Source organism: Conexibacter sp. SYSU D00693 (assembly GCF_017084525.1).
GTDB lineage: Bacteria > Actinomycetota > Thermoleophilia > Solirubrobacterales > Solirubrobacteraceae > Baekduia.
In genome coordinates, this window is sequence record NZ_CP070950.1 from 4,297,983 (window position 1) to 4,321,660 (window position 23,678).

At 74.2% G+C, this 23,678-nt stretch carries 20 protein-coding genes; 12 read left to right on the forward strand and 8 right to left on the reverse strand.

The window, feature by feature from the left end:
• Positions 1-81: 81 nt before the first annotated feature.
• Complete coding sequence (locus JUB12_RS21195) at positions 82-1,044, forward strand: hypothetical protein (RefSeq protein WP_205697428.1); 963 nt, start codon at positions 82-84, stop codon at positions 1,042-1,044.
• A 262-nt stretch (positions 1,045-1,306) separates the two neighbouring features.
• Here the strand turns inward: JUB12_RS21195 and JUB12_RS21200 are convergent, their stop codons facing one another.
• Positions 1,307-1,777 carry an SRPBCC family protein gene (locus JUB12_RS21200; RefSeq protein WP_205697429.1) on the reverse strand — a complete coding sequence of 157 codons (471 nt, stop codon included), beginning with the start codon at positions 1,775-1,777 and terminating at the stop codon, positions 1,307-1,309.
• A 91-nt stretch (positions 1,778-1,868) separates the two neighbouring features.
• Between JUB12_RS21200 and JUB12_RS21205 the strand changes: the two genes are divergently transcribed.
• Together JUB12_RS21205 and JUB12_RS21210 are read left to right on the forward strand one after the other, a co-directional pair.
• On the forward strand, positions 1,869-4,787 hold the full coding sequence (locus tag JUB12_RS21205; RefSeq protein ID WP_205697430.1) for a PD-(D/E)XK nuclease family protein: 2,919 nt from the start codon (positions 1,869-1,871) through the stop codon (positions 4,785-4,787).
• A complete protein-coding gene (locus JUB12_RS21210) occupies positions 4,784-8,338 on the forward strand; it encodes an exodeoxyribonuclease V subunit beta (protein WP_205697431.1) in 3,555 nt (1,184 codons plus the stop codon). Before JUB12_RS21205 ends, JUB12_RS21210 begins: the two co-directional genes overlap by 4 nt.
• Here the strand turns inward: JUB12_RS21210 and JUB12_RS21215 are convergent.
• On the reverse strand, positions 8,265-9,275 hold the full coding sequence (locus JUB12_RS21215; RefSeq protein WP_205697432.1) for a YihY/virulence factor BrkB family protein: 1,011 nt from the start codon (positions 9,273-9,275) through the stop codon (positions 8,265-8,267). The two genes, JUB12_RS21210 and JUB12_RS21215, sit on opposite strands and share 74 nt — an antisense overlap.
• Before the next feature lie 75 nt (positions 9,276-9,350).
• Positions 9,351-9,947, reverse strand: coding sequence for an ANTAR domain-containing response regulator (locus JUB12_RS21220; protein WP_205697433.1), 597 nt, complete (start codon positions 9,945-9,947; stop codon positions 9,351-9,353).
• A gap of 70 nt (positions 9,948-10,017) precedes the next feature.
• Between JUB12_RS21220 and JUB12_RS21225 the strand changes: the two genes are divergently transcribed.
• The 5 genes from JUB12_RS21225 (at position 10,018) to JUB12_RS21245 (ending at position 13,192) form a co-directional block, all read left to right on the forward strand.
• A complete protein-coding gene (locus JUB12_RS21225; RefSeq protein ID WP_205697434.1) occupies positions 10,018-10,788 on the forward strand; it encodes a SigB/SigF/SigG family RNA polymerase sigma factor in 771 nt (256 codons plus the stop codon).
• A 181-nt stretch (positions 10,789-10,969) separates the two neighbouring features.
• Positions 10,970-11,734 (forward strand): SigB/SigF/SigG family RNA polymerase sigma factor, encoded by a 765-nt coding sequence (locus tag JUB12_RS21230; protein WP_241004347.1) that lies wholly within the window; start codon positions 10,970-10,972, stop codon positions 11,732-11,734.
• 33 nt (positions 11,735-11,767) lie between these two features.
• Positions 11,768-12,256 (forward strand): DUF6328 family protein, encoded by a 489-nt coding sequence (locus JUB12_RS21235; RefSeq protein WP_205697435.1) that lies wholly within the window; start codon positions 11,768-11,770, stop codon positions 12,254-12,256.
• A 7-nt stretch (positions 12,257-12,263) separates the two neighbouring features.
• Entirely contained in the window at positions 12,264-12,920 is a 657-nt protein-coding gene (locus tag JUB12_RS21240; protein ID WP_205697436.1) for an HAD family hydrolase, read from the forward strand.
• 29 nt (positions 12,921-12,949) lie between these two features.
• Positions 12,950-13,192 carry a hypothetical protein gene (locus tag JUB12_RS21245; RefSeq protein WP_205697437.1) on the forward strand — a complete coding sequence of 81 codons (243 nt, stop codon included), beginning with the start codon at positions 12,950-12,952 and terminating at the stop codon, positions 13,190-13,192.
• A gap of 90 nt (positions 13,193-13,282) precedes the next feature.
• Here JUB12_RS21245 and JUB12_RS21250 read toward each other — a convergent pair whose 3' ends face one another.
• Positions 13,283-13,798 (reverse strand): ferritin-like domain-containing protein, encoded by a 516-nt coding sequence (locus JUB12_RS21250; RefSeq protein WP_205697438.1) that lies wholly within the window; start codon positions 13,796-13,798, stop codon positions 13,283-13,285.
• Between the two features lie 64 nt (positions 13,799-13,862).
• On the opposite strand from JUB12_RS21250, the gene JUB12_RS21255 reads away from it, so the two are divergent.
• The 3 genes from JUB12_RS21255 to JUB12_RS21265 all read left to right on the forward strand — a co-directional run bounded on the left by JUB12_RS21255 (position 13,863) and on the right by JUB12_RS21265 (position 16,504).
• The gene (locus JUB12_RS21255) at positions 13,863-14,471 is read left to right on the forward strand and encodes a type 1 glutamine amidotransferase domain-containing protein (RefSeq protein ID WP_205697439.1); all 609 of its coding nucleotides are present in this window, start codon (positions 13,863-13,865) and stop codon (positions 14,469-14,471) included.
• Positions 14,472-14,536: 65 nt separating this feature from the next.
• Positions 14,537-15,460 carry a Ku protein gene (locus JUB12_RS21260; protein WP_205697440.1) on the forward strand — a complete coding sequence of 308 codons (924 nt, stop codon included), beginning with the start codon at positions 14,537-14,539 and terminating at the stop codon, positions 15,458-15,460.
• A gap of 9 nt (positions 15,461-15,469) precedes the next feature.
• On the forward strand, positions 15,470-16,504 hold the full coding sequence (locus tag JUB12_RS21265) for a DNA topoisomerase IB (RefSeq protein WP_241004348.1): 1,035 nt from the start codon (positions 15,470-15,472) through the stop codon (positions 16,502-16,504).
• Positions 16,505-16,523: 19 nt separating this feature from the next.
• Here JUB12_RS21265 and JUB12_RS21270 read toward each other — a convergent pair whose 3' ends face one another.
• From JUB12_RS21270 to JUB12_RS21285, 4 genes are read right to left on the reverse strand one after another with little or no spacing between them, the layout of a single operon-like run.
• Positions 16,524-16,895: an STAS domain-containing protein gene (locus tag JUB12_RS21270; protein WP_205697441.1), complete on the reverse strand. Its 372-nt coding sequence runs from the start codon at positions 16,893-16,895 to the stop codon at positions 16,524-16,526.
• A 17-nt stretch (positions 16,896-16,912) separates the two neighbouring features.
• The gene (locus JUB12_RS21275; RefSeq protein WP_205697442.1) at positions 16,913-17,329 is read right to left on the reverse strand and encodes a VOC family protein; all 417 of its coding nucleotides are present in this window, start codon (positions 17,327-17,329) and stop codon (positions 16,913-16,915) included.
• Positions 17,326-17,721, reverse strand: a complete 396-nt coding sequence (locus tag JUB12_RS21280) for a hypothetical protein (protein ID WP_205697443.1) — start codon at positions 17,719-17,721, stop codon at positions 17,326-17,328. The genes JUB12_RS21275 and JUB12_RS21280 overlap by 4 nt, the downstream gene beginning before the upstream one ends.
• Positions 17,718-18,152 carry an ATP-binding protein gene (locus JUB12_RS21285; RefSeq protein ID WP_205697444.1) on the reverse strand — a complete coding sequence of 145 codons (435 nt, stop codon included), beginning with the start codon at positions 18,150-18,152 and terminating at the stop codon, positions 17,718-17,720. Before JUB12_RS21285 ends, JUB12_RS21280 begins: the two co-directional genes overlap by 4 nt.
• 935 nt (positions 18,153-19,087) lie before the next feature.
• Between JUB12_RS21285 and gltB the strand changes: the two genes are divergently transcribed.
• On the forward strand, positions 19,088-23,677 hold the full coding sequence (gltB, locus tag JUB12_RS21290) for a glutamate synthase large subunit (RefSeq protein WP_205697445.1): 4,590 nt from the start codon (positions 19,088-19,090) through the stop codon (positions 23,675-23,677).
• Position 23,678: the final 1 nt, after the last annotated feature.

Sequence of the window (23,678 nt, forward strand, 5' to 3'; positions counted from 1 at the left end):
CACGCGCCCGGACGGCGGGCCTGGCGCGCCGCGGCGCCCGCGGGCGATGGGCTGTCGCGCGGCGCGGGTATCCGCGGCGGCGTGACCGACCAGGACGTCCACCTCGTCCGCGCCCGCCAGGCCCTGCGCAACGCCGTTGCGGTCGTCCCGCACACCGACGCCGACGGCCTGGCGTCCGGGGCCATCGCGCTGCGCGAGCGCGGGGAGGGGGCCCAGGCGGCGGTGCTCCTGCGCCGTGGCGAGTCGCCGTTCGCCGACGGCGCGCCGCTGCCCGACGGGCCGCTGGCGGTCCTCGACTGGGGCGTGCGTGAGCTCGACCGTCCCGGCGTGCTGGTGGACCACCACGTCCCCGAGGCGGCGCCCCGCGACGACCAGGTCGTGGTGTCGTCCTACGGCGAGGAGCCCGAGGTCCCGACGGCCGTGGTCATGCGCCGGCTGCTCCCCGACGCCCCCGCGTGGCTGGCGGCCGTCGGCGCGGTGGGCGACCTCGGCGACCGGGGCCTCGCGCTGCCGGAGTGCGCGGGCGCGCCGAAGACCGCGGTCAGGAAGCTCGCGGCGCTCGTCAACGCCCCGCGCCGGCTGCCCGACGGCCCCGTGCGCACCGCGCTCGCGCTGCTCGTCGAGCACCCCGACGCGGCCGGCGCGCTGCGCGACCCGCGGATCGCGGAGCTCGAGGAGGCCAAGCGGGCGTGGCGCGCCGAGCTCGACCGCGTCCTCCGCACCGCCCCGGTCGTGGGGGACCGCGCGGCCGTCCTGCGCTTCTCGAGCCCGTGCCAGGTCCACGGCCTCGTCGCGACGACCTGGGCCCGCCGCCTCGCGCCGCGGATGGTCGTCGCCGCCAACGAGGGCTACGTCCCGGGCCGCGTCCACTTCTCCGTGCGCGGCGGCGCGGGCTCGCTCCCGGCGCAGCTGCGCGCCGCGCTCCCGGGGACCGACGCGCCGGAGTTCGCCCACGGCCACGACCGCGCGACCGGCGGCGCGCTCGACCCCGACGAGTTCGAGCGGCTGCTCGAGGGGCTGGGGCTGGCGGCGGCGCGGGTGTAGGGGCGCTGGCCGGCCGGACCGCCGCGGCGTCCCGCTCGGGCGGTCGCGGTGGTTCGTGGCGGTCGCTGGTCGGCCCTGAGGGAGGGGAAGCCGCCCGCGGTCACGTCCCGAGGGCGGTCGTGCCGGTTCAGGCGATCGTGACCCTGTCATCTCCGGCGTCCCACGCCGGAGATGACAGGGTCACGATCGTCGGCGGCCGCAGGACATCGAGTGGCGTCCGACGTCGTCCCATGACGTCGACCCGCCGACGGATGGCCCGGAGTCAGCGCGTCGCGGTCTGCTCCACGCTCCCGCGCCACTCGCCCGTCTCGCCGCCGGGGCCGCGGGCCTCGATCATCGCCTTGAAGCGCTCGAGGTCGCCCTTGACGCGGCGCTTGACCAGGCCGAGGGCGTCGCCGACCTTCTCGGCCGGGCCCTCGGGCTGGTAGTCCAGCTGGACCATGATCCGCGTGTGGCCCTCGCCCACGCGGTGGAAGGTCACGACGCCCGCGTGCTCCGCGCCCGCCTCGGACTCCCAGGCGATGCGCTGGTCGGGCGTCTGCTCGGTGATCTCGGCCTCGAACTCCTTCGCGCGGCCGGCGACCTTGGTGCGCCAGCGCAGGTGGGTCTCGTCGAGCTGCCGGATCTCCTCGACGCCCTCCATGAACTTCGGGAACTCCTCGAACTGGGTCCACTGGTCGTAGGCGGTCCGCACGGGGACGCCCACGTCGATGCTCTGCTCGATCGTCGACATGCCCCTCGGGGTCCCCGGCGACCTCGCCGCCATGCGTGGTCAGGACCCGCGTCAGGACGTCCTGGCGCCGCGCGACCATGTGCGGCCCCCGATGCCACTCGAGCTCGTCACCGGCCCCGCGAACGCCGCCAAGGCGGGCGTCGTCCTGGACGCGATGCGCCGCGACCAGGACCGCGACCCGATCCTCGTCGTGCCGACGTTCGCGGACGTCGAGCGCTACCGGCGCGAGCTCGCCGAGGGCGGCGTCGTCTTCGGCGCGCAGGTCCTGCGCTTCGCCTGGCTCACCCGGGAGGTCGGGCGGCGCGCGGGGGTGCGCGAGCGCCCGCTGGGCCGCCTGGCGCGCGAGCGCGCGGCGGTGGCCGCCACGGCGGCGGCGACGCTCGACCGCCTCGCGCCCGCGGCGGCGACCGACGGCTTCCCCGCCGCGCTGCTGCGCCTGGTCGCCGAGCTCGAGCAGGGCCGCATCGACCCGCCCCGCTTGACCCGCGCGCTGCGTGACTGGGCGGGCGACGACGAGGGCCGCCGCGCCTACGGCGACGAGGTCAGCGCGCTCTACGCCGGCTACCGCCGCGTCCTCGAGCGCCTGGGGCGCAAGGACGACGACCTCGCGGCCGGCGCGGCGCTCGACGCGCTGCGCCTGGCGCCGCACACCTGGGGCTCCACGCCGGTGCTCTTCTACGGCTTCGACGACCTCGAGCCGCTGCAGCTCGACGCGATCGACACGCTCGCCAACCACGCGGGCGCCGAGGTCACCTTCGCGCTGACCTTCGAGGCGGGCCGCGAGGCGACGAAGGCGCGCGCCCGGACGCACGCCGACCTCCTCGCCCTGGGCGCCACCGAGCGCACGCTGCCGGCCCAGGACGACCACTACGCGCCGCACGCGCGCGTCGCGCTGCACCACGTCGAGCGCTCGCTGCTCGAGCCCAAGGCCAAGAAGGTCGCCGCGGGCGGCGCCGTGCGCTGCCTGGCGGGCGGCGGCGAGCGGGCCGAGGCCGAGCTCGTCGCCGGCCACGTCAAGCGCCTGATCACCCGCGAGGGGCTCGCGCCCGACGACGTGGCGATCGTCCACCGCGGCCTGCGCGACGCGGCGCCGCTGCTCGAGCAGGTGCTGCGCGCCGCGGGCGTGCCGGCCGCGATCGAGCGCCCGGTCCCCGCCGGCCACACCGCGCTCGGGCGCGCCGTCGTCGCGCTGCTGCGCTGTGCCACCGGGGAGGGGACCGCCGACGACCTCCTCGCCTGGCTGCGCGCGCCCGGCCTGCTCGAGGTGCCCGCCTTCGCCGACGAGCTCGAGGCGACCTGCCGGCGCGAGGGCGCTCGCACCGTCGCCGAGGCCCGGGCGATCTGGGAGCAGTCCCGCTGGCCGCTCGACGCTCTGGACCGCGTCGCCGCCGCGGCACAGCGCGGGCCGAAGGAGCTGTGCGAGCGCCTGGCGGGTGAGGCAGCGGCCCTGCTCGCCGCGCCGTGGCGGCGCCAGGCGCGCGTGCTCGACGGCTCCGAGGTGGCCGACGCGCAGGTCGCGGCCCGGCTGCGCTCGGCGCTGCGCGAGCTCGGTGGGCTGCCGCCCGAGCTCGTCCCCGACGCCGCCGGCCTCGCCGGCCTGCTCGCCCGCCTCGACGTCCACCTCGGCGACCCGCCCGGCCCCGGTCGCGTCACCGTCGCCACCCCGCTGCAGCTGCGCGCCCGCCGCGTCCGCGCGCTGTTCTGCATGGGTCTCCAGGAGGGCGTCTTCCCGGCCCCCGGCCGCCCCGAGCCGTTCCTCGGCGACGAGGAGCGCCGCGAGGTGAACGCCGCCTCGGGCCTGCGGCTGCGCCTGCACGAGGACCGCCTCGCCGCCGAGCGCCACCTGCTCTACGTCACCGTCTCGCGGCCCACCGACCTGCTCGTCCTCTCGTGGCACGACGCCGACGACGAGGGCAAGCCCCTCGCGCGCTCCCCGTTCGTGGACGACGTCTGCGACCTGCTGCGCGGCGACCTCGTCGCCAAGGCCGAGCGCCGCGAGCTCGGAGAGGCCGGGTGGGCGGCCGGCGACGCGCCGACCGAGCACGACGCCGCGCGGGCCGCCGCCGCGCAGCGCCCCGCCGTCGCCGAGGCGCCGATCCCGCCGCTGCGCCACGAGCCCGTCCTGCAGGCGCTGCGCGACCGCCCGTCGTGGTCGGCGTCCGGCCTCGAGGCCTGGGCGGCCTGCCCGGTCCGCTGGCTCGTGGAGCGCCAGCTGCGGCCCGAGACGCTCGTCCCCGACCCCGAGCCGCTCGTACGCGGCAGCCTCGCCCACCAGGTGCTCGAGGACGCGCTCAAGGCGCTGACCGAGGCCGGCCACGGGCTCACGCCGCAGGGCCTCCCGCGCGCCCGGGCGCTCCTGCGGGAGGCCCTCGACGAGCACGCCGAGCACTTCCGCATCTCGGTCAACCCCGAGCGCCTGCGCTCCGCGCTGCGCCGCCTCGAGGTCGACCTCGTCGCCTGCCTCGAGCACGCCGCGCACGCCGGCAGCACGTTCACCCCCGAGCGCTTCGAGCTGCGCTTCGGCGGCCACGACGACCCGCTGCCCGCCCTCGAGCTCCTCGACGGCGAGCTCAGGCTCCAGGGCCGGATCGACCGCCTCGACCTCGGCCCCGGCGGCACCGAGGCGATCGTCTACGACTACAAGGGCCGCACCGCGCCCCGCCCGGCGGACTGGGGCGAGCAGGGCAAGCTGCAGGTGGGCCTCTACATGCTCGCCGTCGAGCACCTGCTCGGCCTCCGCGCCGCCGGCGGCTTCTACCAGCCGCTCAACGCGTCGGCGCCCATCGCCCGCGGCGTGCTGCGCGCGGGGAGCGACCCCGGCCTGCGCCTCACCCGCGGCGACCGCCGCCCCGACGAGGAGGTCGACGCGGTCCTCGACGCCTGCACGCAGGCGGCCTGCACCGCGGTGCGCGAGATCCGCGCCGGCAAGCTGGAGGCACGCCCGCACAGCTGTGGCCCGCAGGGCTGCCAGTACCCGTCGATCTGCCGCGCCGAGGTCGCGTCGCAGTGACGCCCGGCGCCACCGCCGCGCCGGCGCGGCAGCTCACCGACGAGCAGGCCGCCGCCGTCGAGCGCCGCTCCGGCCCGCTGCTGCTCGCCGCCAACGCGGGCTCGGGCAAGACGACGGTCCTCGTCGAGCGCCTCGTGCGCCTCGCCACCGAGGACGACGTCCGCCCCGGCAACGTCCTGGCGATCACCTTCACGGAGAAGGCGGCCGGCGAGCTGCGCGCCCGCGTCCGCGCGCGGTTCACCGAGCTCGGCGAGCGTGAGCTGGCCACCGAGGCCGAGGGCGCCTGGATCTCGACCGTCCACGGCTTCTGCATGCGCGTGCTCAAGGCGCACGCCATCGCGGCAGGCCTCGACCCGGCCTTCCGCGTCCTGGACGACCGCGAGGCGCGCGGGCTGCGCGAGGACGCCTTCGAGCGCGCGCTGGCCGGCTTCCTCGACGAGGCGCAGAACGGCCACCGCGCCGAGGCGCTGGACCTCGTCGCCGCCCGGACGCCCGACCGGCTGCAGGACATGGTGGAGGCCGTGCACGGCGAGCTGCGCTCGCGCGGGCAGACCCGCCCGCGGCTGCCGGAGGTGCCGCCCGCGCCGCTGCCCGACCCGGCCACGCTCACGGGCGCGGCCCGGCGCGCGCTCGCGCACCTGGAGGGCCAGGGCGACGGCCAGCGCGTCGTGAGCGCGCGCGAGAAGGTCGAGCGCTGCCTGCGCGCCCTCGAGCGCGGCGCGCTGGACCCGGGGGCCGTCGAGGCCGCGCGCTTCAAGCCGGGCAACGTCAAGGCGCTGGGCCATGCCGACTGCGCGGCCTTCCTCGACGAGCTCGACCGCCACGGCGACGCGGTCGGCGCGCACCGCGCCCACCACGACCTCGGCCTGCTGGACGAGCTCCTGGGCCGCTACGCCGACGCCTACGCCGCGGCCAAGCGCGCCGCCGGCGCCGTCGACTTCGACGACCTCGAGCTGCTCACGCGCGACCTGCTGCGCGACGAGCCCGCCGTCGCCGCCGCCTACCGCCGGCGCTTCCAGCGGGTGATGGTCGACGAGTTCCAGGACACCAACCCGCTGCAGCTCGAGCTCCTGCGCCTGCTCGACAGCGGCCACACGTTCGTCGTGGGCGACGAGCTGCAGTCGATCTACGGCTTCCGCCACGCCGACGTCGAGGTCTTCCGGGCCGAACGCCGCCGGCTGGGGGAGCAGGGCGCGACCGCCACGCTCGCGCGCAACTTCCGCAGCGCCCCCGAGGTCCTCGGGGCGGTCAACGCCGCCTTCACCCAGGTGCACGGGCGCGGCTTCACGCCGCTGGCCGGCGGCCGGGCGCCCGAGCGCGGCCGGCCCGTCGACGGACCGCGGGTCGAGCTGCTGGTCACCGACACGGAGGGGTGGGACGAGGACCCGCAGCTCGCCGCCGCCGTCGGCGACGGCCTGAGCGCCGAGCGCACGTGGCGCTGCGCCGAGGCGCGCCTGGTGGCCCAGCGCGTCGCCGACCTGCTCGCGGGCGGCGGCTTCGAGCCGCGCGACGTCGTCGTCCTCACCCGGGCGGCCAGCGACATGGCGACCTACGAGCAGGCGCTGCGCGACGTCGGCCTGCCGACGCTCGCGGCCGGCGCCGGCGGCTTCTGGGCCCGCCGCCAGGTCCTCGACCTCTGCGCGCACCTCGCGGCGCTGGCCAACCCGCGCGACGAGCCCGCGCTGCTGTCGCTGCTGGCCTCGCCGCTGGCGTCGATCTCCCCGGACGGCCTCGTCGCGATCGGCGCCGCGCGCCGGCCCGGCCGCCGCCACGAGGCGCTCGAGGCGCCCGACGACGTCCTCGCCGCGATGCCACCCGGCGACGCGCGCCGGCTGCAGGAGTTCGGTGCCTGGTTCTGCGCCCAGCGCGCGGCCGCGCCGCGCCTGGGGCTCGACGAGCTGCTCGAGCGCGCGGTCGTCGACCGCGGCTACGACCTCCACGTCCTCGGCCTGCCCGACGGCCGCCGCCGGCTGGCCAACGTCCTGAAGCTCGCGCGGATGGCCGCGCAGTTCGAGCTGCGCCGCGGCCGCGACGTCCGCGCCTTCATCGACGTCGCGACCAAGGAGGTCGAGGACCAGGCGCGCGAGGCCGAGGCGGTCGTCGAGCTGGGCGACAGCGACGCCGTGCGGCTCATGACCATGCACGCCTCGAAGGGGCTCGAGTTCCCCGTCGTCGTGTGCGCCGACCTCGGCCGCAAGCCGCAGCTGTCCTCGCCTGAGCTGGCCGTCTCGCCCGACGGCCGCGTCGGCCTGAAGCTCGTCGACGTCCGCGGCGGGCGCGCCGACGCGCTGGCCCTCGCCGAGCTGCGCGGCGCGCTGCGCGACCGCGAGCGCCGCGAGGACGAGCGCGTGCACTACGTCGCGATGACGCGCGCCGAGGAGCTGCTCGTCGTCGCGGGGGCCGTGGACCTCGCGAAGTGGCCCGAGCCGGGCGAGCACGGCACGGCGCCCATCGGCTGGCTCGCCCCGGCCCTCGTGCCGCGCGTCGACGCGCGGCTCCGCGAGGCCGCCGACCAGGAGGTCGTCTGGGAGCGCGACGGCCACCAGGCGCGCGTGCGGCTCGTGCGCAACGCGCCCGACACGGTGGGGGAGGTGCTGCGCCTGGACGCGGACTCGCCGGCCCCGCGCCAGCCCGCCGAGCAGCTCGCGCTGGGCGTCGGCGGGGCCGCCGCGCTGCCCGAGCTGCCGGCGCCGCCGCCGGCCGGCGTGGCGACGCTGAGCTACTCGTCGCTGTCGGCCTACGCCCAGTGCCCGTACCGCTGGTACCTCGAGCGCGTCCTGCGCCTGCCGCCGGAGACCGAGGTCCCGCCCGCGGTCCAGGAGATGCTCGCGACGACGAGCACGACGCTGCCCGAGGCCGCGCCCGGTGGCCTGGACCCCCGCACCCGCGGCTCCATCGTCCACGAGCTGCTCGAGACGCTCGACCTCGCGAGGCCCGCCGTCCCGCACCCGGCCGCGATCAGGACGCTGGCCGAGGCCTACGAGGTCGAGCTCGACGACGCCGCGGTCGCCGACGTGCAGCGCCTGGTCCGGGCCTTCCTCGGCTCGTCGCTGCGCGCCCGCCTGGGGGCGGCGCGCTCCCTGCGCCGCGAGCACCGCTTCGCCTTCGCCCTGGAGACCGACGGCGCCGCCGGCCCGCTGGTCAACGGCGTGGTCGACGTGCTGGCCCGCGAGGAGGACGGCACCGCGCTCGTCGTCGACTACAAGACCGACGACCTCGACCCCGCCGCGGACGTCGAGGACCACGTCGAGCGCGCCTACGGCACCCAGCGCCGGATCTACGCGCTGGCCGCGCTGCGCTCCGGGGCTCCGGCGGTCGAGGTCGCCCACCTGTACCTCGACCGCCCGGAGGCACCGGTCGTCCTGCGGGTCTCGCAGGACGACGCGCCGCGCCTGGAGCGCGAGCTCCATGCGCTGGCGGAAGGGCTCCTGGCCGGCCGGTTCCCGGTCGCGGCCGAGCCCCACGTCGGGCTCTGCCTCAGCTGTCCGGGGCGCCGGGCGCTGTGCCTCCACCCGGAGTCACGGACCCTGGCGCCGACGGCGGGGGGCTGACGAACGGCGGGCCGCCGCGGCCCGCGCTCTCCTGGCGCTCCATCTCGGCGTTGAGCTCGGCCGCGAGGAGGAAGACGCAGCACGTCAGCCAGATGTAGAGCAGCAGCACCACCGCGGCGCCGACCGCGCCGTAGGCGGCGTACGAGCCGAAGGTCCTGACGTAGAAGCCGAAGGCCAGCGAGGCCAGCAGCCACAGGACGATGAAGCCGACCGCGCCGGGCGTGAGCCAGCGGATCTTGCGCGGCTTGATGTCGGGCGCGAAGGCCATGACGAGGGCGACGATCACCAGGCCGAGCACGGCGGCGATGGGCCAGCGCGCGATGTTCCACACCGTCACCGCCGCCGAGCCGAGGCCGATCTCGCCGGCGAGGTCCTCGGCGATGCCGCCGCCGAGGAAGACGGCGACCACGACGGCCAGCAGGAGCACCAGCACGGCGAGGGTGAGGCCGACGTCCTGGAGCTTGTGGCGCACGAACGAGCGGTCCTCCTCGACGTTGTAGACGTCGTTGAGGCCGCGGCCGGCGGCGCTGAACGCCCCCGAGGCGCCGTTGAGCGCGATGAGCAGCGAGATGACGAAGGTCGCTCCAGCCGCGCCGCCGGAGGACTCGATGATCTTGCTCATCATCTCGTTGACCGTGCGCTGGGTGTTCACGTCGGTCCCCTGGCGGGCCAGGAAGTCGACGAAGTTCGTGACGGTCTGCGGGTCCGCCACCAGCCCGAACATCGAGACCGCCGCGACGAGCGTCGGTGCCAGCGCGAGCATCGCGTAGTACGTCATCGACGCGGCGCGGTCGGTCAGCTGGTCGGCGCGGAACTGCGCGAAGGCGCGCTTGGCCGCGGGCCACAGCCGGGCGGCGGGCGGCGCGTCGACGGTGCGCGACGACGGAAGCCGGTGCGCGTCGCCGCCGGCGACGTGGGGGGCGGGCTGGGCGGCCATCGCGCTCCGTGGTGCCCGAGGCGAGGAACGCGCATGCGCCGCCCTGGCGCGCCGCCGCGCTCTACTGATCGCGGGTCAGAGCTCGAGCTCGCGCTCGGCGACCCGCTGGGCGACGTCCACCACCCGGATGGAGCCCGAGCGGGCGTGGCTGCGGATGCGCTCGAAGGCGTCGCGCTCGGCGAGCCCATGGCGCTCCATCAGGATCCCCTTGGCGCGCTCGATGACCGCCCGGCGCTCGAGCGCCGACTGCAGCTGGGCGACCTCCCCCGACAGCCGCTCGAGCTCGGCGTGGCGGCGCAGCGCGACCTCGATGGCGCTCTGCAGCGCCTCGGCGCTCGTCGGCCGGCCCCACGCGGCGATGCCCCGGTCGGCCGCGCGGGCGACGAACACCGCGTCCTCCTCCTCGAGCATGGCGATCACCGGGCCGCGGGCGAACGCCCCGACCTCCTCGATGAGCGCGAGCGCGTGCTCGTCGTCCTCATGGACGACGACCACCGACAGGTCAGGGTCCTCCCGGGCGATGACCTCGGTCGTCTCGGCGAGGTCGACGGCGGTGGCGATCACCTCGTGGCCCAGGCTCTCGACCAGCACCCCGAAGCGCTGGAGGGCCTCGTGGTCCTCGTCGGCGGCGAGCACGCGCAGGCCGGTCGTCGATGCGGCGGGCTCGTCCACTGGTGCTGCTTATACTGGCTGACGGACCGGCCCAGACCCCGTCGGCCCGATCTTCGCAAGGAGCGAGAGGGTGAACGGGGCGGACATCGACCAGGGGGCTCAGGCCCGGCTGCGCGAGGACAAGGTCCTCCTGCAGCGCTTCCAGCGCACGCAGGACCCGCAGCTGCGCGACGAGCTCGTGCGCCGCTTCCTGCCGCTCGCGCGCAAGCTCGCGCGGCGCTACGACCGCGCCGACGAGCCCTTCGAGGACCTCGTCCAGGTCGCCAGCCTCGGCCTCGTCAAGGCCATCGACCGCTTCGACGCCTCGCGTGAGGTGGCGTTCTCGAGCTACGCGGTCCCGACGATCCTCGGCGAGCTGCGCCGCCACTTCCGTGACAAGACCTGGTCGGTCCGCGTGCCGCGCGACCTCCAGGAGCTCGCCCTCAAGGTCGAGCGGGCGCTCGGCGAGCTCCAGCGCGAGCTGCACCGCGCGCCGACGGTCCCGGAGCTCGCCCAGCGCGTCGGCGCCTCGCAGGAGGACGTGCTCGAGGCCCTGGAGGCCGGCGCCGCGCACCGCGCGACGTCGCTGCAGTCCCCGCGGGGCAGCGACGACGAGCAGGGCGACACGCTCGGCGACACGATCGGCACCGCCGAGGACGGCTTCCAGCTGGCCGAGCACCGCGCCACGATCTCGGCCCTGCTCGACGTCCTCGCCCCCCGGGAGCGCGAGATCCTGCGCCTGCGCTTCGAGGAGGACCTGACCCAGGAGGAGATCGGCCGGATCGTCGGCGTCTCCCAGATGCAGGTCTCCCGGCTCATCCGCCGATCGCTCACGCGGCTGCGCGACGCGGCCGACCGCTAGCCGCCGCAGACCGGCCGTCCGACCCCGCCGATGTCCGCGCACGGACTACCGGAAGTGTCAATCTCGCCACCGGCCAACCAGCGGCCGGCCACGGCGTTCCCCCTCTCAGAGAGACGGTCGTGCGTGACGCCAAGGGGGCCGAGCGCAGGACGGACGACCAGCCTTCGGGGAGGGCACCGACGTGACCGACATCATCAGCAGCACGCCGCCGGCGGTGGACGACGACCGGGAGCTGCTCATCCGCTGGCACGTGCATCGCGACGTGCTGGCCCGCGAGGAGCTCGTGGCGCGCATGCTGCCGCTGGCGCGCAGCCTCGCCCGCCGCTACGCCGGCAAGGGGGAGCCGCTGGACGACCTCGAGCAGGTCGCCTGCGTGGGCCTGCTCAAGGCCATCGACCGCTTCGACGTCGGGCGCGAGGTGAAGTTCTCGACGTTCGCCGTGCCGACCATCGCCGGCGAGCTCAAGCGCCACTTCCGTGACCGCGGCTGGATGCTGCGCGTCCCGCGCGACGTCCAGGAGCTCTCGGGCCGCCTCACCGGCGTGCGCGAGACCCTCACGAACGACCTCGGTCGCGCCCCCACCGTGACCGAGCTCGCCCAGGCCACCAACGCCGACGAGGAGCAGGTCCTCGAGGCGCTGTCCGCCGGCGACGCCTACCGCACGCTCTCGCTCGACGAGCCGCTCGTCGACGGCGCCGGCGCGCACGAGGCGATCGGCGGGCCGGACGAGGGCTTCGAGCAGGCCGAGCACCGGGTCGTGCTGCGCGACGGCCTCGTCGAGCTGGCCCCGCGCGAGCGGCTCATCCTGCGCCTGCGCTACGTCGAGGGCCTGACCCAGCGCGAGATCGCCGGGGAGGTCGGCATCTCGCAGATGCACGTCTCCCGCCTCCTGCGCCGCTCGGTCGACGAGCTGCGCGAGCGGCTGACGATGCCCCAGGCCGCGTAGCGCCCCCACGCGCCGGGAAGCACGTGCGTCGCCATGGAGGTGACGCGCGAGCAGGCCCGGCGCGACGAGGACGAGGGCGAACGGCTGGACCGGGAGCTCCTCGAGCTGCTCAACGAGCTGCGCGTCGCGCTGCCGGGGGTCCAGGTCCTCTTCGCGTTCCTGCTGACGGTCCCGTTCCAGCAGCGCTTCGCGGACATCACGGAGTTCCAGCGGACGACGTACCTCGTGGCGCTGCTGCTCTCGGCGGGCGCCACGGCCTTCCTCATGGCGCCGGTGGCCTACCACCGGGTCGTCTTCCGCCAGGGCGACAAGCCACGGCTCATCAGGACCGCCACGCGGCAGGCCATCGTCGGCCTCGCCCTCCTGGCCCTCGCGCTCTCCGCCGCCGTCCTGCTCGTGGTGGACGTCCTCTACGAGAGCGCGACGGTGGGCGTGGTCACCGCCGGCGTGGTGCTCGTCCTGGCCTGGTTGTGGTTCGGCGTGGGTCTCGCGCGTCGGGCGGGTAGCTCTCCCGCCTGGTGACCTGCCCTTGACCCGCCCCGCGGCCATCCTCGACATCGACGGCACGCTCGTCGACACGAACTACCACCACGCCGTCGCGTGGTTCCGTGCCTTCCGCCAGCACGGCCACGTGATCCCCCTGCACAAGATCCACCGCAGCATCGGCATGGGCGGCGACCAGCTCGTGTCGACGCTCACCGACGCGGAGGTCGACGAGCGCGACGGCGACGACATCCGCAGCGCGGAGAAGGCGCTGTACCTCGCGATGATCGAGGAGGTCGAGCCGCTGCGCGGCGCCCGCGCGCTGCTGGAGGACCTCAAGGCACGGGGCCACACGATCGTCCTGGCGTCCTCGGCGAAGGCCGACGAGGTCGACCACTACCTCGAGCTGCTCGACGCGCGCGAGCTCGCCGACGCCTGGACCACGTCCGCCGACGTCGAGTCGACCAAGCCCGAGCCCGACCTCGTCCTCGCGGCCCTCGAGAAGGCCGGGACGAAGGAGGCGGTGATGGTCGGCGACTCGACCTGGGACTGCATCGCCGCCAAGCGCGCCGGCATCCAGACGATCGCCGTGCGCACCGGCGGCTTCAGCGACGAGGAGCTCCTCGAGGCGGGCGCCGAGCGCGTCGTCGAGTCCATCGAGGAGCTGCGCCAGACGCTGGACGACACGCCGCTGGGCGGTTGACGCCCGGGCCCCGCGGGGAGGTCAGCGACATGGTCACCCTCGAGGTCCCGCAGCCGGTCCAGCCGGCCCAGCCCGTCGTCCCGGAGGCGCCGACCGTCCCGACCCCGGAGCCGGCGCCGCCGCCCGGCGGTCCCGGCAACCCGCAGGGCCCGGACGTCCCGGCGCCGCAGGAGCCGGTCACGCCCGCCGTGCCCGACGAGCCGCCGCCCCCGCAGCCCGACGGCCCCGACGCGCCCCAGCCCGAGCAGCCGCCGGCGCCCGAGACGGTCTAGGACGCACGAAGGGCCCGCTGTGCAGCGGGCCCTTCGCCTCGACGAACCGCCCCGCCGCGCCCTTGCGCGCGGCGTGCGGACTGGACTGCGCTAGGCGAGACCTTCCTTCTCGTACTCGCGCAGGAAGCCCTCGAAGAGCCGGCGGTGGCCCTCCTCGTCGCGGAGGATCGCGATCACCATGTCGTTGGTCACGGGGTCGACGCCCTCGGTGACCTCGATGATGCGGTTGTAGTGCTCGATGGCGCCGGTCTCGGCCTCGATGACGCCCTTGATGACGTGGACGATGTCCGTCTGCTGCGAGGGCGGCTGGAGGTAGTTCTGCTCCGGCGTGAAGTCCATCGAGCCCGGGACCACGCCGTAGAGCTCCTTGATGCGGTTGGCGAACTGCTGCGCGTGGCCGAGCTCCTCCTGGATGTCGGTCTGGAGGGACTCGATGATCTCCTGGGCGCGCACGCCGTCCGGGTTGACCGAGTTCGTGATGTAGCTCATCACCGTCTCGATCTCCATCCAGTAGGCCTTCTTGAGCAGCTCGATGATCTGCTCGCGCTCGGCCGTCTTGTCGTCGGAGAGGATCCCCTGGGACGCACTGCGGACTGTGGCGGACATGGTCTTGCGACTACCCACGCCACCCCGCGTGCAACCGGCCGCCACAGCGGGAAGCCCGGCTGGCATGAGCAAGCTCGAAGGCAAGAAGATCGCGATCCTCGCGACGGAGGGCGTGGAGCAGGTCGAGCTCGTCGAGCCGCGCAAGGCGCTCGAGTCCGAGGGCGCCCAGATCACCCTGGTGTCGCTCGAGGAGGGCGAGTTCCAGGGCTTCGACCACCTCGACAAGGCCGACACGTTCACCGCCGACAAGGCGGTCGCCGACTGCTCGGCCGACGACTTCGACGGCGTCCTGATCCCGGGCGGCGTGGCCAACGGCGACTTCCTGCGCGCCGACGAGGACGCGGTGCGGTTCGTCCGCGCGTTCTTCGACGCGGGCAAGCCCGTGGCGGCCATCTGCCACGCGCCGTGGATCCTCGCCGAGGCTGACGTGGTCCGCGGCCGGAGCATGACCTCGTTCCCGTCGCTGAAGACCGACCTGCGCAACGCGGGCGCCGAGTGGGTGGACGAGGAGGTCGTCGTCGACCAGGGGCTGGTCACCTCGCGCAAGCCCGACGACATCCCGGCGTTCAGCGCGAAGGCGATCGAGGAGTTCTGCGAGGGCAAGCACGGCGGCCAGCGCCCGAGCGGCCGCGACGCGCGCATCGAGCAGGACGTCGCGGCCGGGCACGCCTAGCGGACGCGACGCAACGACGGTTGCGCGGAGGGTGCCCGGACCCCGGTTCGGGCATCCTCCAGCTGATGCCGCGCTCGATCTGGACCGGCGCGATCAGCTTCGGGCTGGTCACGGTCCCCGTGAAGATGTACAGCGCCGTCCAGCGCAAGACGGTGCGGTTCCACCAGCTCAACAGCAAGACGGGCGTGCGCATCGCCCAGAAGCGGGTGGACCCCAGCACGGGCGACGAGGTCGCCTACGAGGACCTGGTCAAGGGCTACGAGCTCTCGCCCGACCGCTACGTCGTCATCGAGCCGGGCGAGCTCGAGGCGCTCGACCCGGTCAAGACGAAGACGATCGACATCGAGGACTTCGTCGACCTCGCGGACATCGACCCGGTCTTCTACGACCACCCGTACTACCTCGCGCCCGGCGCGGGCGGGGCCAAGCCCTACCGCCTGCTGCTCGACGCGATGGAGGAGACGGGCAAGGTCGCGATCGCGCGGGTGGTCATCCGCTCCAAGGAGAACCTCGTCGCGCTGCGCCCGATGGGGGACGTGCTCGGGATGGCGACGATGCTGTTCCCCGACGAGGTCGTCGACCCCGACAAGCTCGACGAGGTCCCGTCGGCTGACGAGGTCAAGACGACCAAGCGCGAGCTCGACATCGCCAAGCAGCTCGTCGACTCGCTCGCCGGCGACTGGGAGCCCGACAAGTACCACGACACCTACCGCGAGGAGGTCCTGTCGCTCATCGAGCGCAAGGCCGCCGGCGAGGAGATCGTGGTGCAGCCCGAGCGCGAGGAGGAGTCCGCGCCGGTGCCGGACCTCATGAGCGCGCTGAAGGCGTCGCTGGACGCGGTGCGCGAGCGCACGGGCGACAAGGACGAGGCCAAGCCCGCCGCGGGCGCCAAGAAGAAGGCCCCGGCCCGCAAGCCCAAGGCCACCACGGACAAGCCCAAGACGACGTCTTCGGGGTCCGGGCGCAAGAAGACCACGAAGTCCGGGTAGTCGCCCGGCGTGGCAGCGATCGCCGCGCCGAGCCCCGGACGCCTGCGCCGCGTCGACTGCACCGGACCTGGACTGCGCCGACGGCGCCAGGGCCGCGGCTTCACCTACCTCGACGAGGAGGGGATGCGCATCGAGGAGCAGGAGGTCCTCACGCGCATCCACGAGCTCGTCATCCCGCCCGCCTGGGAGGACGTGTGGATCTGCCCGTACCCGGGCGGCCACATCCAGGCCACGGGCATCGACCAGAAGGGGCGCAAGCAGTACCTCTACCACCCGCGCTGGCGCGAGCGCCGCGACCAGGCGAAGTTCGACGACATGGTCGCCTTCGCCCGCGAGCTGCCGCGGATGCGCGAGGCGGTGGCCGACGACCTGGCGCGCGGCGACCTCAGTGCCCGCCACGTCCTCGCCGCGGCCGTGCGGCTCCTGGACCGCGGCTTCTTCCGCATCGGCTCCGAGGACTACGCCGTCAAGAACGAGACCTACGGCCTGGCGACGATGCACAAGCGCCACTGCCGGGTCGACGGCGACGTCCTGCGCTTCGACTACCCCGCCAAGCACGGCAAGCGCCGCATCCAGGCGGTCATCGACCCGCAGGTCGCGGAGCTCCTGGCGACGCTCAAGCGCCGCCGTGGCGGCTCGCCCGAGCTGCTGGCCTACAAGGACGGCGGTCGCTGGCGCGACGTCAAGAGCGCGGACATCAACGCGTACCTCAGGGACATCACCCACGTCGACGTGACGGCCAAGGACTTCCGCACCTGGGGCGCGACGGTCGTGTGCGCGGTCGCCCTGGCGGTCGCCGAGGAGCCGACGTCGAAGACCGCGCGCAAGCGGACGGTCACGCGCGCGGTCAAGGAGGTCGCCTACTACCTGGGCAACACGCCGGCCGTCGCGCGGGCGTCGTACATCGACCCGCGCGTCATCGACCGCTTCCACGACGGCGAGACGATCCGCCACGCGCTGCCGGCCCTGGGCGCCGACGGCGACGGGACGGCGATCCAGGGACCGGTCGAGGCGGCGGTGCTGGACCTGCTCGAGTCGGCCTAGGGCCGACCCGGAGGGACGGCTAGGCGGCGGAGGACTCGGCCTCGTCGAGCGCGGCGAGCGCCTCGTCGCGCGTGCCGCGGATCGTGAAGATCTGGTCGAGGCCGGTGATCTCGAAGGTCTTGGCGATCGACGCGTCGGTGTTGACGATCGTCAGGCGACCGTCGCGCGAGCGCAGGCGCTTGACCGTGCCGATCAGGACGCCGAGCGCGGTCGAGTCGAGGAACGTCGTCTCGGACAGGTCGACGACGATCTTCGTGCGCCCGGCCTCGATCGCGTCGCCGAGGGCGGACTTCATCTCGGGCGCGGTGAACAGGTCGATCTCGCCGCGCACGGCGACGACGTGGCGGTCGCCGTCGGCGGGCTCGCTGGATAGGCCGAACTCGGGTGCCATGGGGTGCTCCTAGTCTTTCACGATGCGAGGGCGTCGACGTCGCGCCCGCGCCCGAAGATGTCCCAGACCTCGACGACGTTGCCCTCGGGGTCCTCGAAGTAGATCGAGCGGTCGCCGCCGTCGTGCTCGACGGGCCCGCGATGGTCGACGGCCTGCTCCTGCAGACGGCGCACGAGCGCGTCGAGCTGCTCGGGCGTCGCGGAGAACGCGTAGTGCACGTGGGCGCCGCCCTCGTCGCCGAACTCCTTCTCGCCCGGCAGCCACAGCCCCAGGCGCGCGTCCTCGCCGGCCGCCAGCCACGTGCGGTCGTCCTCGCGGGCGAGGCGCTCGAGGCCGACGACCTGCTCGTAGAAGCGCTCCATCGCCGGGCGGTCACGGACCTGGAGCGTCAGCTCGCCGAAGCCGCCGACGGTTGCCGGTGCCTTGCGGGTCACCGGGCCGCGACGTGGATGACGAGGTGCTCGTCGTCGGCCGTGACGTCGTCGGCCAGGCGCTCGAAGACGTTGCCCACGGACGGCAGCACGGCCGCCTGCAGCATCGCGCTGGGGCCGCCGTCGCGCAGCGGCCCGACCCGGAGGCGCAGGGCGCCGTCCTCGGTCGTGACGGTCACGCCGAGGTCGTCGTCGCCGGCGTTCTCGGGGCCGTGGGCGGCGATCGCGTCGGTCACCAGGAGGGCGTCGTCGAGGCGGTCGACCGGGAAGTTCGCGCGGGCGGCGAGCATGCCGACGACGCGGCCGAGGACCGGGCCGAGCAGGCGCTCGTCGCGGACGCGGATCGTCGCCTCGTTGTCGGGCCCGGGGAGCGCGTGGCCGCTCTGCTCGCTCACGCGGCCTCTCCGGCGGTCTCGCGGGTGGCGTCGAGGTCGAAGGTCATGCGCACCTCCGAGCCGGCGCCGGCGCTGCCGAGCTCGAGGGAGGCGGCCAGCGTGGCGATCAGCGGGAGGCCGAGGCCCAGACCGGGGGAGTCGGGGCGCGGGACCATGCCCTGGCCTTCGTCGGCGACGACGAGCGTCAACCGCCGGTCGGCGAGCGCGCCGGACACGATCATCGGCCCGTCGCCCTCGGGGTAGGCGTGCACCACGACGTTCGTGCACGCCTCGGTGACGGCGAGCTTGATGTCGGCGAGGACTCCGTCGGGGACGTCCAGCGCGTCACCCAGACCACCCACGGCGTGGCGGACCACGGCGACGTTCTCCGCGCGCGCGGGAACCCGGAGCTCGAAGTCCGGCGTGTGCTGGTCTGGTCCGTCGTCGTGCATGCGGCGCCCTGCCCCCCTGGTGGTGACCCGGTGGTTCCTGCCCGCTGGGAGGGCAGTTCAACCACCCGTGTCAGCGGGGGCGGCGCAGCATATGCAAGCGCTGCCGCGGCACGCCGCCCGACACCACCGGCGCAACGCTGGTTTCAACGCGCGTGCCCGGGGGGATGAGGCGCTCGAGGTCGGCAGACCCCCGACCTCGAGACCGTCGCGTCGATGACACGCCGACCCCCTTCGGCGGATGCGATGACCTCCCCCACACATGCGCGTCAGGCCGCCACGATGGCGGCCTGTCGTGCGTCTGGGGGCGGGTCGCGGTTCGTGGGCGGTCGTGGAGGAGTCCCGCGTGGGCGGTCGTCGTGGGGGCCGTGGGCGGGTCGGGCGCGGTGACCCTGTCATCTCCGGCGTGGGACGCCGGAATCGACAGGGTGGCGATCGCTGTTCGGCAGTGAGGGAAGGGGAGCCGCCCGCGGTCGCGTCCTCCGTGGGCGGTGCGGGGAGCCGCCCGCGGTCGCGTCCTCCGCCGTCGTGGAGGTTGCGGGCGGGTCGGGCGCGCTGACCCTGTCATCTCCGGCGTGGCACGCCGGGAATGACAGGGTCGCGGTGGCCCAGGGAGTCCGGGCCATCGATTGGCGGATCGACCCCGGGACGGCGGGGCGATCCGCCGACGGATGGGTCCGCGCACATCCCGCGGCGCCCCGCCTCGCACATCGCTCGTGCGTGTCCGGTTCGCGCGCCCATGCGCGTCTTGCGTCCCACCACCCCGTCCACGACCCTCCGACGACCCTCGATCGACCCCTCGGACCACCGGTCCAGCCACCCCGGCCCAGCTGTACGTGATCACGTACGCGCGTGTAGGGCTGGGGCGCGAGCGGGACCCTGGCCCGGTACACTCGGCGGCTCCGCTCACGTGCCCCAGGGCCGCCACGGGACACCACATGAAGAACTTCGGACTGCCGCAGGCCGACGGCCTGTACGACCCCACCTACGAGCACGACGCCTGCGGCGTCGCGATGATCGCGAAGCTGGACAACCAGCCCTCGCACGCGGTCATCGTCAACGCCCTGACGGCGCTCGACAACCTCGAGCACCGCGGTGCCGAGGGCGCCGACGTCCGCACGGGCGACGGTGCCGGCATCCTCACCCAGCTCCCGCACGAGTTCTTCCGCTCGGTCGTGGACTTCGAGCTGCCCGAGCAGGGTCGCTACGGCGTCTGCATGTGCTTCATGCCGCACGACCCCGACCTCCGCCGCAAGGTCGAGGAGCTCGTCGAGACCAACGTCCGCGTCGAGGGCCAGCGCATCCTCGGCTGGCGCGACGTGCCGGTCGACGAGCAGTTCGTGGGGGAGACGGCCAACCGCTCGCGCCCGTACGTCAAGCAGCTCTTCATCGAGGCCGGCCCCGGCTTCGAGGGCGACCAGCAGGCCTTCGAGCGCAAGCTCTACGTCATCCGGCGCATCGTCGAGCTCGCCGCCGGGCCGGACTTCTACGCCCCGTCGTGCTCGTCGCGCACGATCGTCTACAAGGGCATGCTCATCTCCCACCAGGTCCGCGGGTTCTACCCCGACCTGCAGGACGAGCGGTTCAAGAGCGCGCTGGCCCTCGTGCACTCGCGCTTCAGCACGAACACGTTCCCCAGCTGGGACCTCGCCCACCCGTTCCGCGTGATCGCCCACAACGGCGAGATCAACACGCTCATGGGCAACATCAACTGGATGCGGGCCCGCGAGTCGGAGCTCGCCTCCGAGCTCTTCGGCCTCGACCTCCAGAAGGTGCTGCCGGTCGTGCGCCCCGGCGGGTCGGACTCGGCGACCTTCGACAACGTCCTCGAGCTGCTCATGCTCGGCGGCCGGTCGCTGCCGCACGCGGCGATGATGATGATCCCGGAGGCCTACCGGGACCGCGACGACCTGCCCGACCACCTCAAGGGCTTCTACGCGTTCCACTCGTGCCTCATGGAGCCCTGGGACGGCCCCGCCTCGGTCTGCTTCACCGACGGCACCGTCGTCGGCGCCACCCTGGACCGCAACGGCCTGCGCCCCGGCCGCTGGTGCGAGACCAAGGACGGCTTCGTCATGCTCGGCTCGGAGACCGGCATGCTGCCGGTCGAGCCCGACAACGTCGTGCGCCTCGGCCGCCTCGCGCCGGGCAAGCTGTTCCTCGTCGACCTCGAGCAGGGCCGGATCGTCGAGGACGACGAGGTCAAGAAGGCCGTCGCGACCCAGCGCCCCTACGGCCAGTGGTACGAGGACAACGTCGTCCACTTCGCCGACCTCGAGGCCAAGGAGGCCGCCCCGCTCGAGCAGCCGCTGCGCCGCCTCCAGCTCGCCTTCGGCTACTCGCAGGAGGACGAGCGCGTCCTGCTCGCCCCGATGGCCAAGGCCGGCGAGGAGCCCATCGGCTCCATGGGCAACGACAACGCCCTCGCGGTGCTCTCCGACCAGCGCCCGCCGCTGTTCTCGTACTTCAAGCAGCTCTTCGCGCAGGTCACCAACCCGCCGATCGACCCGATCCGCGAGGCCGTGGTCATGTCGCTGGGCACCGGCGTCGGCGCCGAGCACAACCTGCTGGCCGAGACGCCCGAGCACGCCCGCCAGCTGGTCATGGACCAGCCGATCCTGCGCAACGCCGAGCTCGAGACGCTGCGCCAGGTCGACCACCCGTACTTCCGCACGCACACGATCGACATCACCTGGCCGGTGAGCGAGGGCCCGCAGGGCATGCTCGCCCGCCTGGCCAACGTGTGCGACGAGGCCCACGACGGCATCGGGGTCGGCGCCAACGTCCTCATCCTCAGCGACCGCGCCGTCTCCGAGGACCGCTGCGCGATCCCGTCCCTGCTGGCCGTCGCCGCGGTGCACCACCACCTCGTGCGCCTGGGCACGCGCCTGCGCGCGGGCCTGGTCCTCGAGTCCGGCGAGCCGCGCGAGGTCCACCACTTCGCGACGCTCCTGGGGTTCGGCGCCAGCGCCATCAACCCGTACGTGATGTTCGAGTCGGTCGACGAGCTCGTCGACGCCGGCCGCGTCGCGGGCTGCGACGACGTCGAGACCGCCGAGAAGAACGTCGTCAAGGCGATCGGCAAGGGCCTGCTCAAGACGATCTCCAAGATGGGGATCTCGACCATCCAGTCCTACAACGGCGCCCAGATCTTCGAGGCCGTCGGCCTCGAGAAGGACCTGATCGACCGCCACTTCCAGGGCACCGCCTCGCGCATCGGCGGCGTCGGCCTGCCGGTCCTCGCCCAGGAGGCGCTGGACCGCCACGCGCGTGGGTATGCGGTCCCCGACGAGGAGCTGCTGCCCGTCGGCGGCGTCTACGCCTGGCGCCGCGACGGCGAGCACCACCAGTGGAACCCGGAGACGATCGCCGCGCTCCAGCACGCCGTCCGCGTCACCGACGCCGACGAGGCCCAGCGCAAGTACGACGAGTACGCGAAGCTCATCAACGAGCACGCCGCCCGCAAGGCCACGCTGCGCGGCCTCCTGCAGATCCGCACCGACCAGCAGGCCGTGCCGCTCGAGGAGGTCGAGCCGGCCCAGGAGATCGTCAAGCGCTTCGCGACCGGCGCGATGTCGCTGGGCTCCATCTCGACCGAGTCCCACGAGACGCTGGCCGTCGCCATGAACCGCCTCGGCGGGCGCTCGAACACGGGCGAGGGCGGGGAGGACCCGCGGCGCTTCCAGCCCGACGCCAACGGCGACCTGCGCCGCTCGGCGATCAAGCAGGTGGCCTCCGGGCGCTTCGGCGTGACCGCCCACTACCTGGTCAACGCCGACCAGCTGCAGATCAAGATGGCCCAGGGCGCCAAGCCCGGCGAGGGCGGCCAGCTGCCCGGCCACAAGGTCGACAAGTACATCGGCTCGGTGCGTCACACGACGCCCGGCGTGGGCCTCATCTCCCCGCCGCCGCACCACGACATCTACTCGATCGAGGACCTCAAGCAGCTCATCTACGACCTGCGCTGCGCCAACCCGCGCGCGTCGGTCTCGGTGAAGCTCGTGGCCGAGGTCGGCGTGGGCACGGTCGCGGCCGGCGTGGCCAAGGCCAACGCCGACCATGTCGTGATCGCCGGCCACGACGGCGGCACCGGCGCCTCGCCGCTGTCGTCGATCGTCTCGGCGGGCGTCCCCTGGGAGATCGGCCTGGCCGAGACCCAGCAGACGCTGCTCAAGAACGACCTGCGCCAGCGCATCTGGGTGCAGACCGACGGCCAGCTCAAGACGGGCCGCGACGTCGCGATCGCCGCGATGCTCGGCGCCGACGAGTTCGGCTTCTCCACCGCGCCGCTGATCGCGACGGGCTGCATCATGATGCGCGCCTGCCACCTCAACACGTGTCCGGTGGGCATCGCGACGCAGGACCCGGAGCTGCGCAAGCGCTTCCAGGGCGTCCCGGAGCACGTCGTCAACTTCTTCTTCTTCGTGGCGGAGGAGGTGCGCGGCATCATGGCCTCGCTCGGCATCCGCCGGTTCGAGGACCTCGTCGGCCGCGTCGAGCTCCTGCAGGCCGACGCGGCGATCGAGCACTGGAAGGCCCGGGGCGTCGACCTCGGCCACCTGCTGCACTTCCCCGAGGGCGTCGACCCCGAGGCTCCGCGCCGCCGGCTCCAGCCGCCGCCCCCGGTCCTCGACGACCACCTCGACCACACGCTCATCGAGCAGGCCGGCCCGGCGCTCGACGAGGGCCGCTCGGTCGAGATCACCTCGCCGGTGCGCAACGTCAACCGCTGCGTCGGCGGCATGCTGAGCTCGCGCATCGCCGCCCAGCACGGCGCCGAGGGCCTGGCGGAGGACTCGATCAAGGTCGCCTTCACCGGCTCGGCCGGCCAGTCCTTCGGCGGCTGGCTCGCGCCCGGCGTGACGTTCAGCCTCGTCGGCGACGCCAACGACTACACGGGCAAGGGCCTGTCCGGCGGCATCCTGTCGGTCACCCCGCCCGACGGCGTCTCCTTCAAGCCGGAGGAGAACGTCATCGTCGGCAACACGCTGCTGTACGGCGCGACGGCCGGACGCGCGTTCTTCCGCGGCCTCGCGGGCGAGCGCTTCGCGGTGCGCAACTCGGGCGCCAGCGCCGTCGTCGAGGGCGTCGGCGACCACGGCTGCGAGTACATGACCGGCGGGCGCGTCGTCGTCCTCGGCGACACCGGCCGCAACTTCGCCGCCGGCATGAGCGGCGGCATCGCCTACGTCCTGGACGAGCACGACCGGTTCCGCACGCGCGTGAACCCGGCGATGCTCGACCAGCTCGAGGAGCTCGACGAGGCCGACGCGATCGAGTGCCGCACGCTGGTCGAGGAGCACGTGCGCCGCACGGGCTCCACCGTCGGCCAGCGCGTGCTCGACGAGTGGGAGGCGCTGCGCGGGAAGTTCGTCAAGGTCTTCCCGGCCGACTACAAGCGCGTGCTGGCCGAGCTGGCCGCGCAGGAGGAGCAGGCGTCGGCCCAGCCGCCGCGTGCTGACGAGTTCGAGGAGGAGCGCGTCGACGTCGTCGGCGCTCCGAGCGTCCGCCAGGGAGACGGTGAGTAGA

Bases quoted from the DNA above. Each gene is read 5' to 3' on its own strand.
- JUB12_RS21200 (WP_205697429.1), bottom strand. From the start codon at position 1,777: ATGTCGACGATCGAGCAGAGCATCGACGTGGGCGTCCCCGTGCGGACC.
- JUB12_RS21205 (WP_205697430.1), top strand. From the start codon at position 1,869: ATGCCACTCGAGCTCGTCACCGGCCCCGCGAACGCCGCCAAGGCGGGC.
- JUB12_RS21215 (WP_205697432.1), bottom strand. From the start codon at position 9,275: ATGGCCGCCCAGCCCGCCCCCCACGTCGCCGGCGGCGACGCGCACCGG.
- JUB12_RS21235 (WP_205697435.1), top strand. From the start codon at position 11,768: ATGGAGGTGACGCGCGAGCAGGCCCGGCGCGACGAGGACGAGGGCGAA.
- JUB12_RS21245 (WP_205697437.1), top strand. From the start codon at position 12,950: ATGGTCACCCTCGAGGTCCCGCAGCCGGTCCAGCCGGCCCAGCCCGTC.
- JUB12_RS21250 (WP_205697438.1), bottom strand. From the start codon at position 13,798: ATGTCCGCCACAGTCCGCAGTGCGTCCCAGGGGATCCTCTCCGACGAC.
- JUB12_RS21255 (WP_205697439.1), top strand. From the start codon at position 13,863: ATGAGCAAGCTCGAAGGCAAGAAGATCGCGATCCTCGCGACGGAGGGC.
- JUB12_RS21260 (WP_205697440.1), top strand. From the start codon at position 14,537: ATGCCGCGCTCGATCTGGACCGGCGCGATCAGCTTCGGGCTGGTCACG.
- JUB12_RS21270 (WP_205697441.1), bottom strand. From the start codon at position 16,895: ATGGCACCCGAGTTCGGCCTATCCAGCGAGCCCGCCGACGGCGACCGC.
- JUB12_RS21285 (WP_205697444.1), bottom strand. From the start codon at position 18,152: ATGCACGACGACGGACCAGACCAGCACACGCCGGACTTCGAGCTCCGG.
- gltB (WP_205697445.1), top strand. From the start codon at position 19,088: ATGAAGAACTTCGGACTGCCGCAGGCCGACGGCCTGTACGACCCCACC.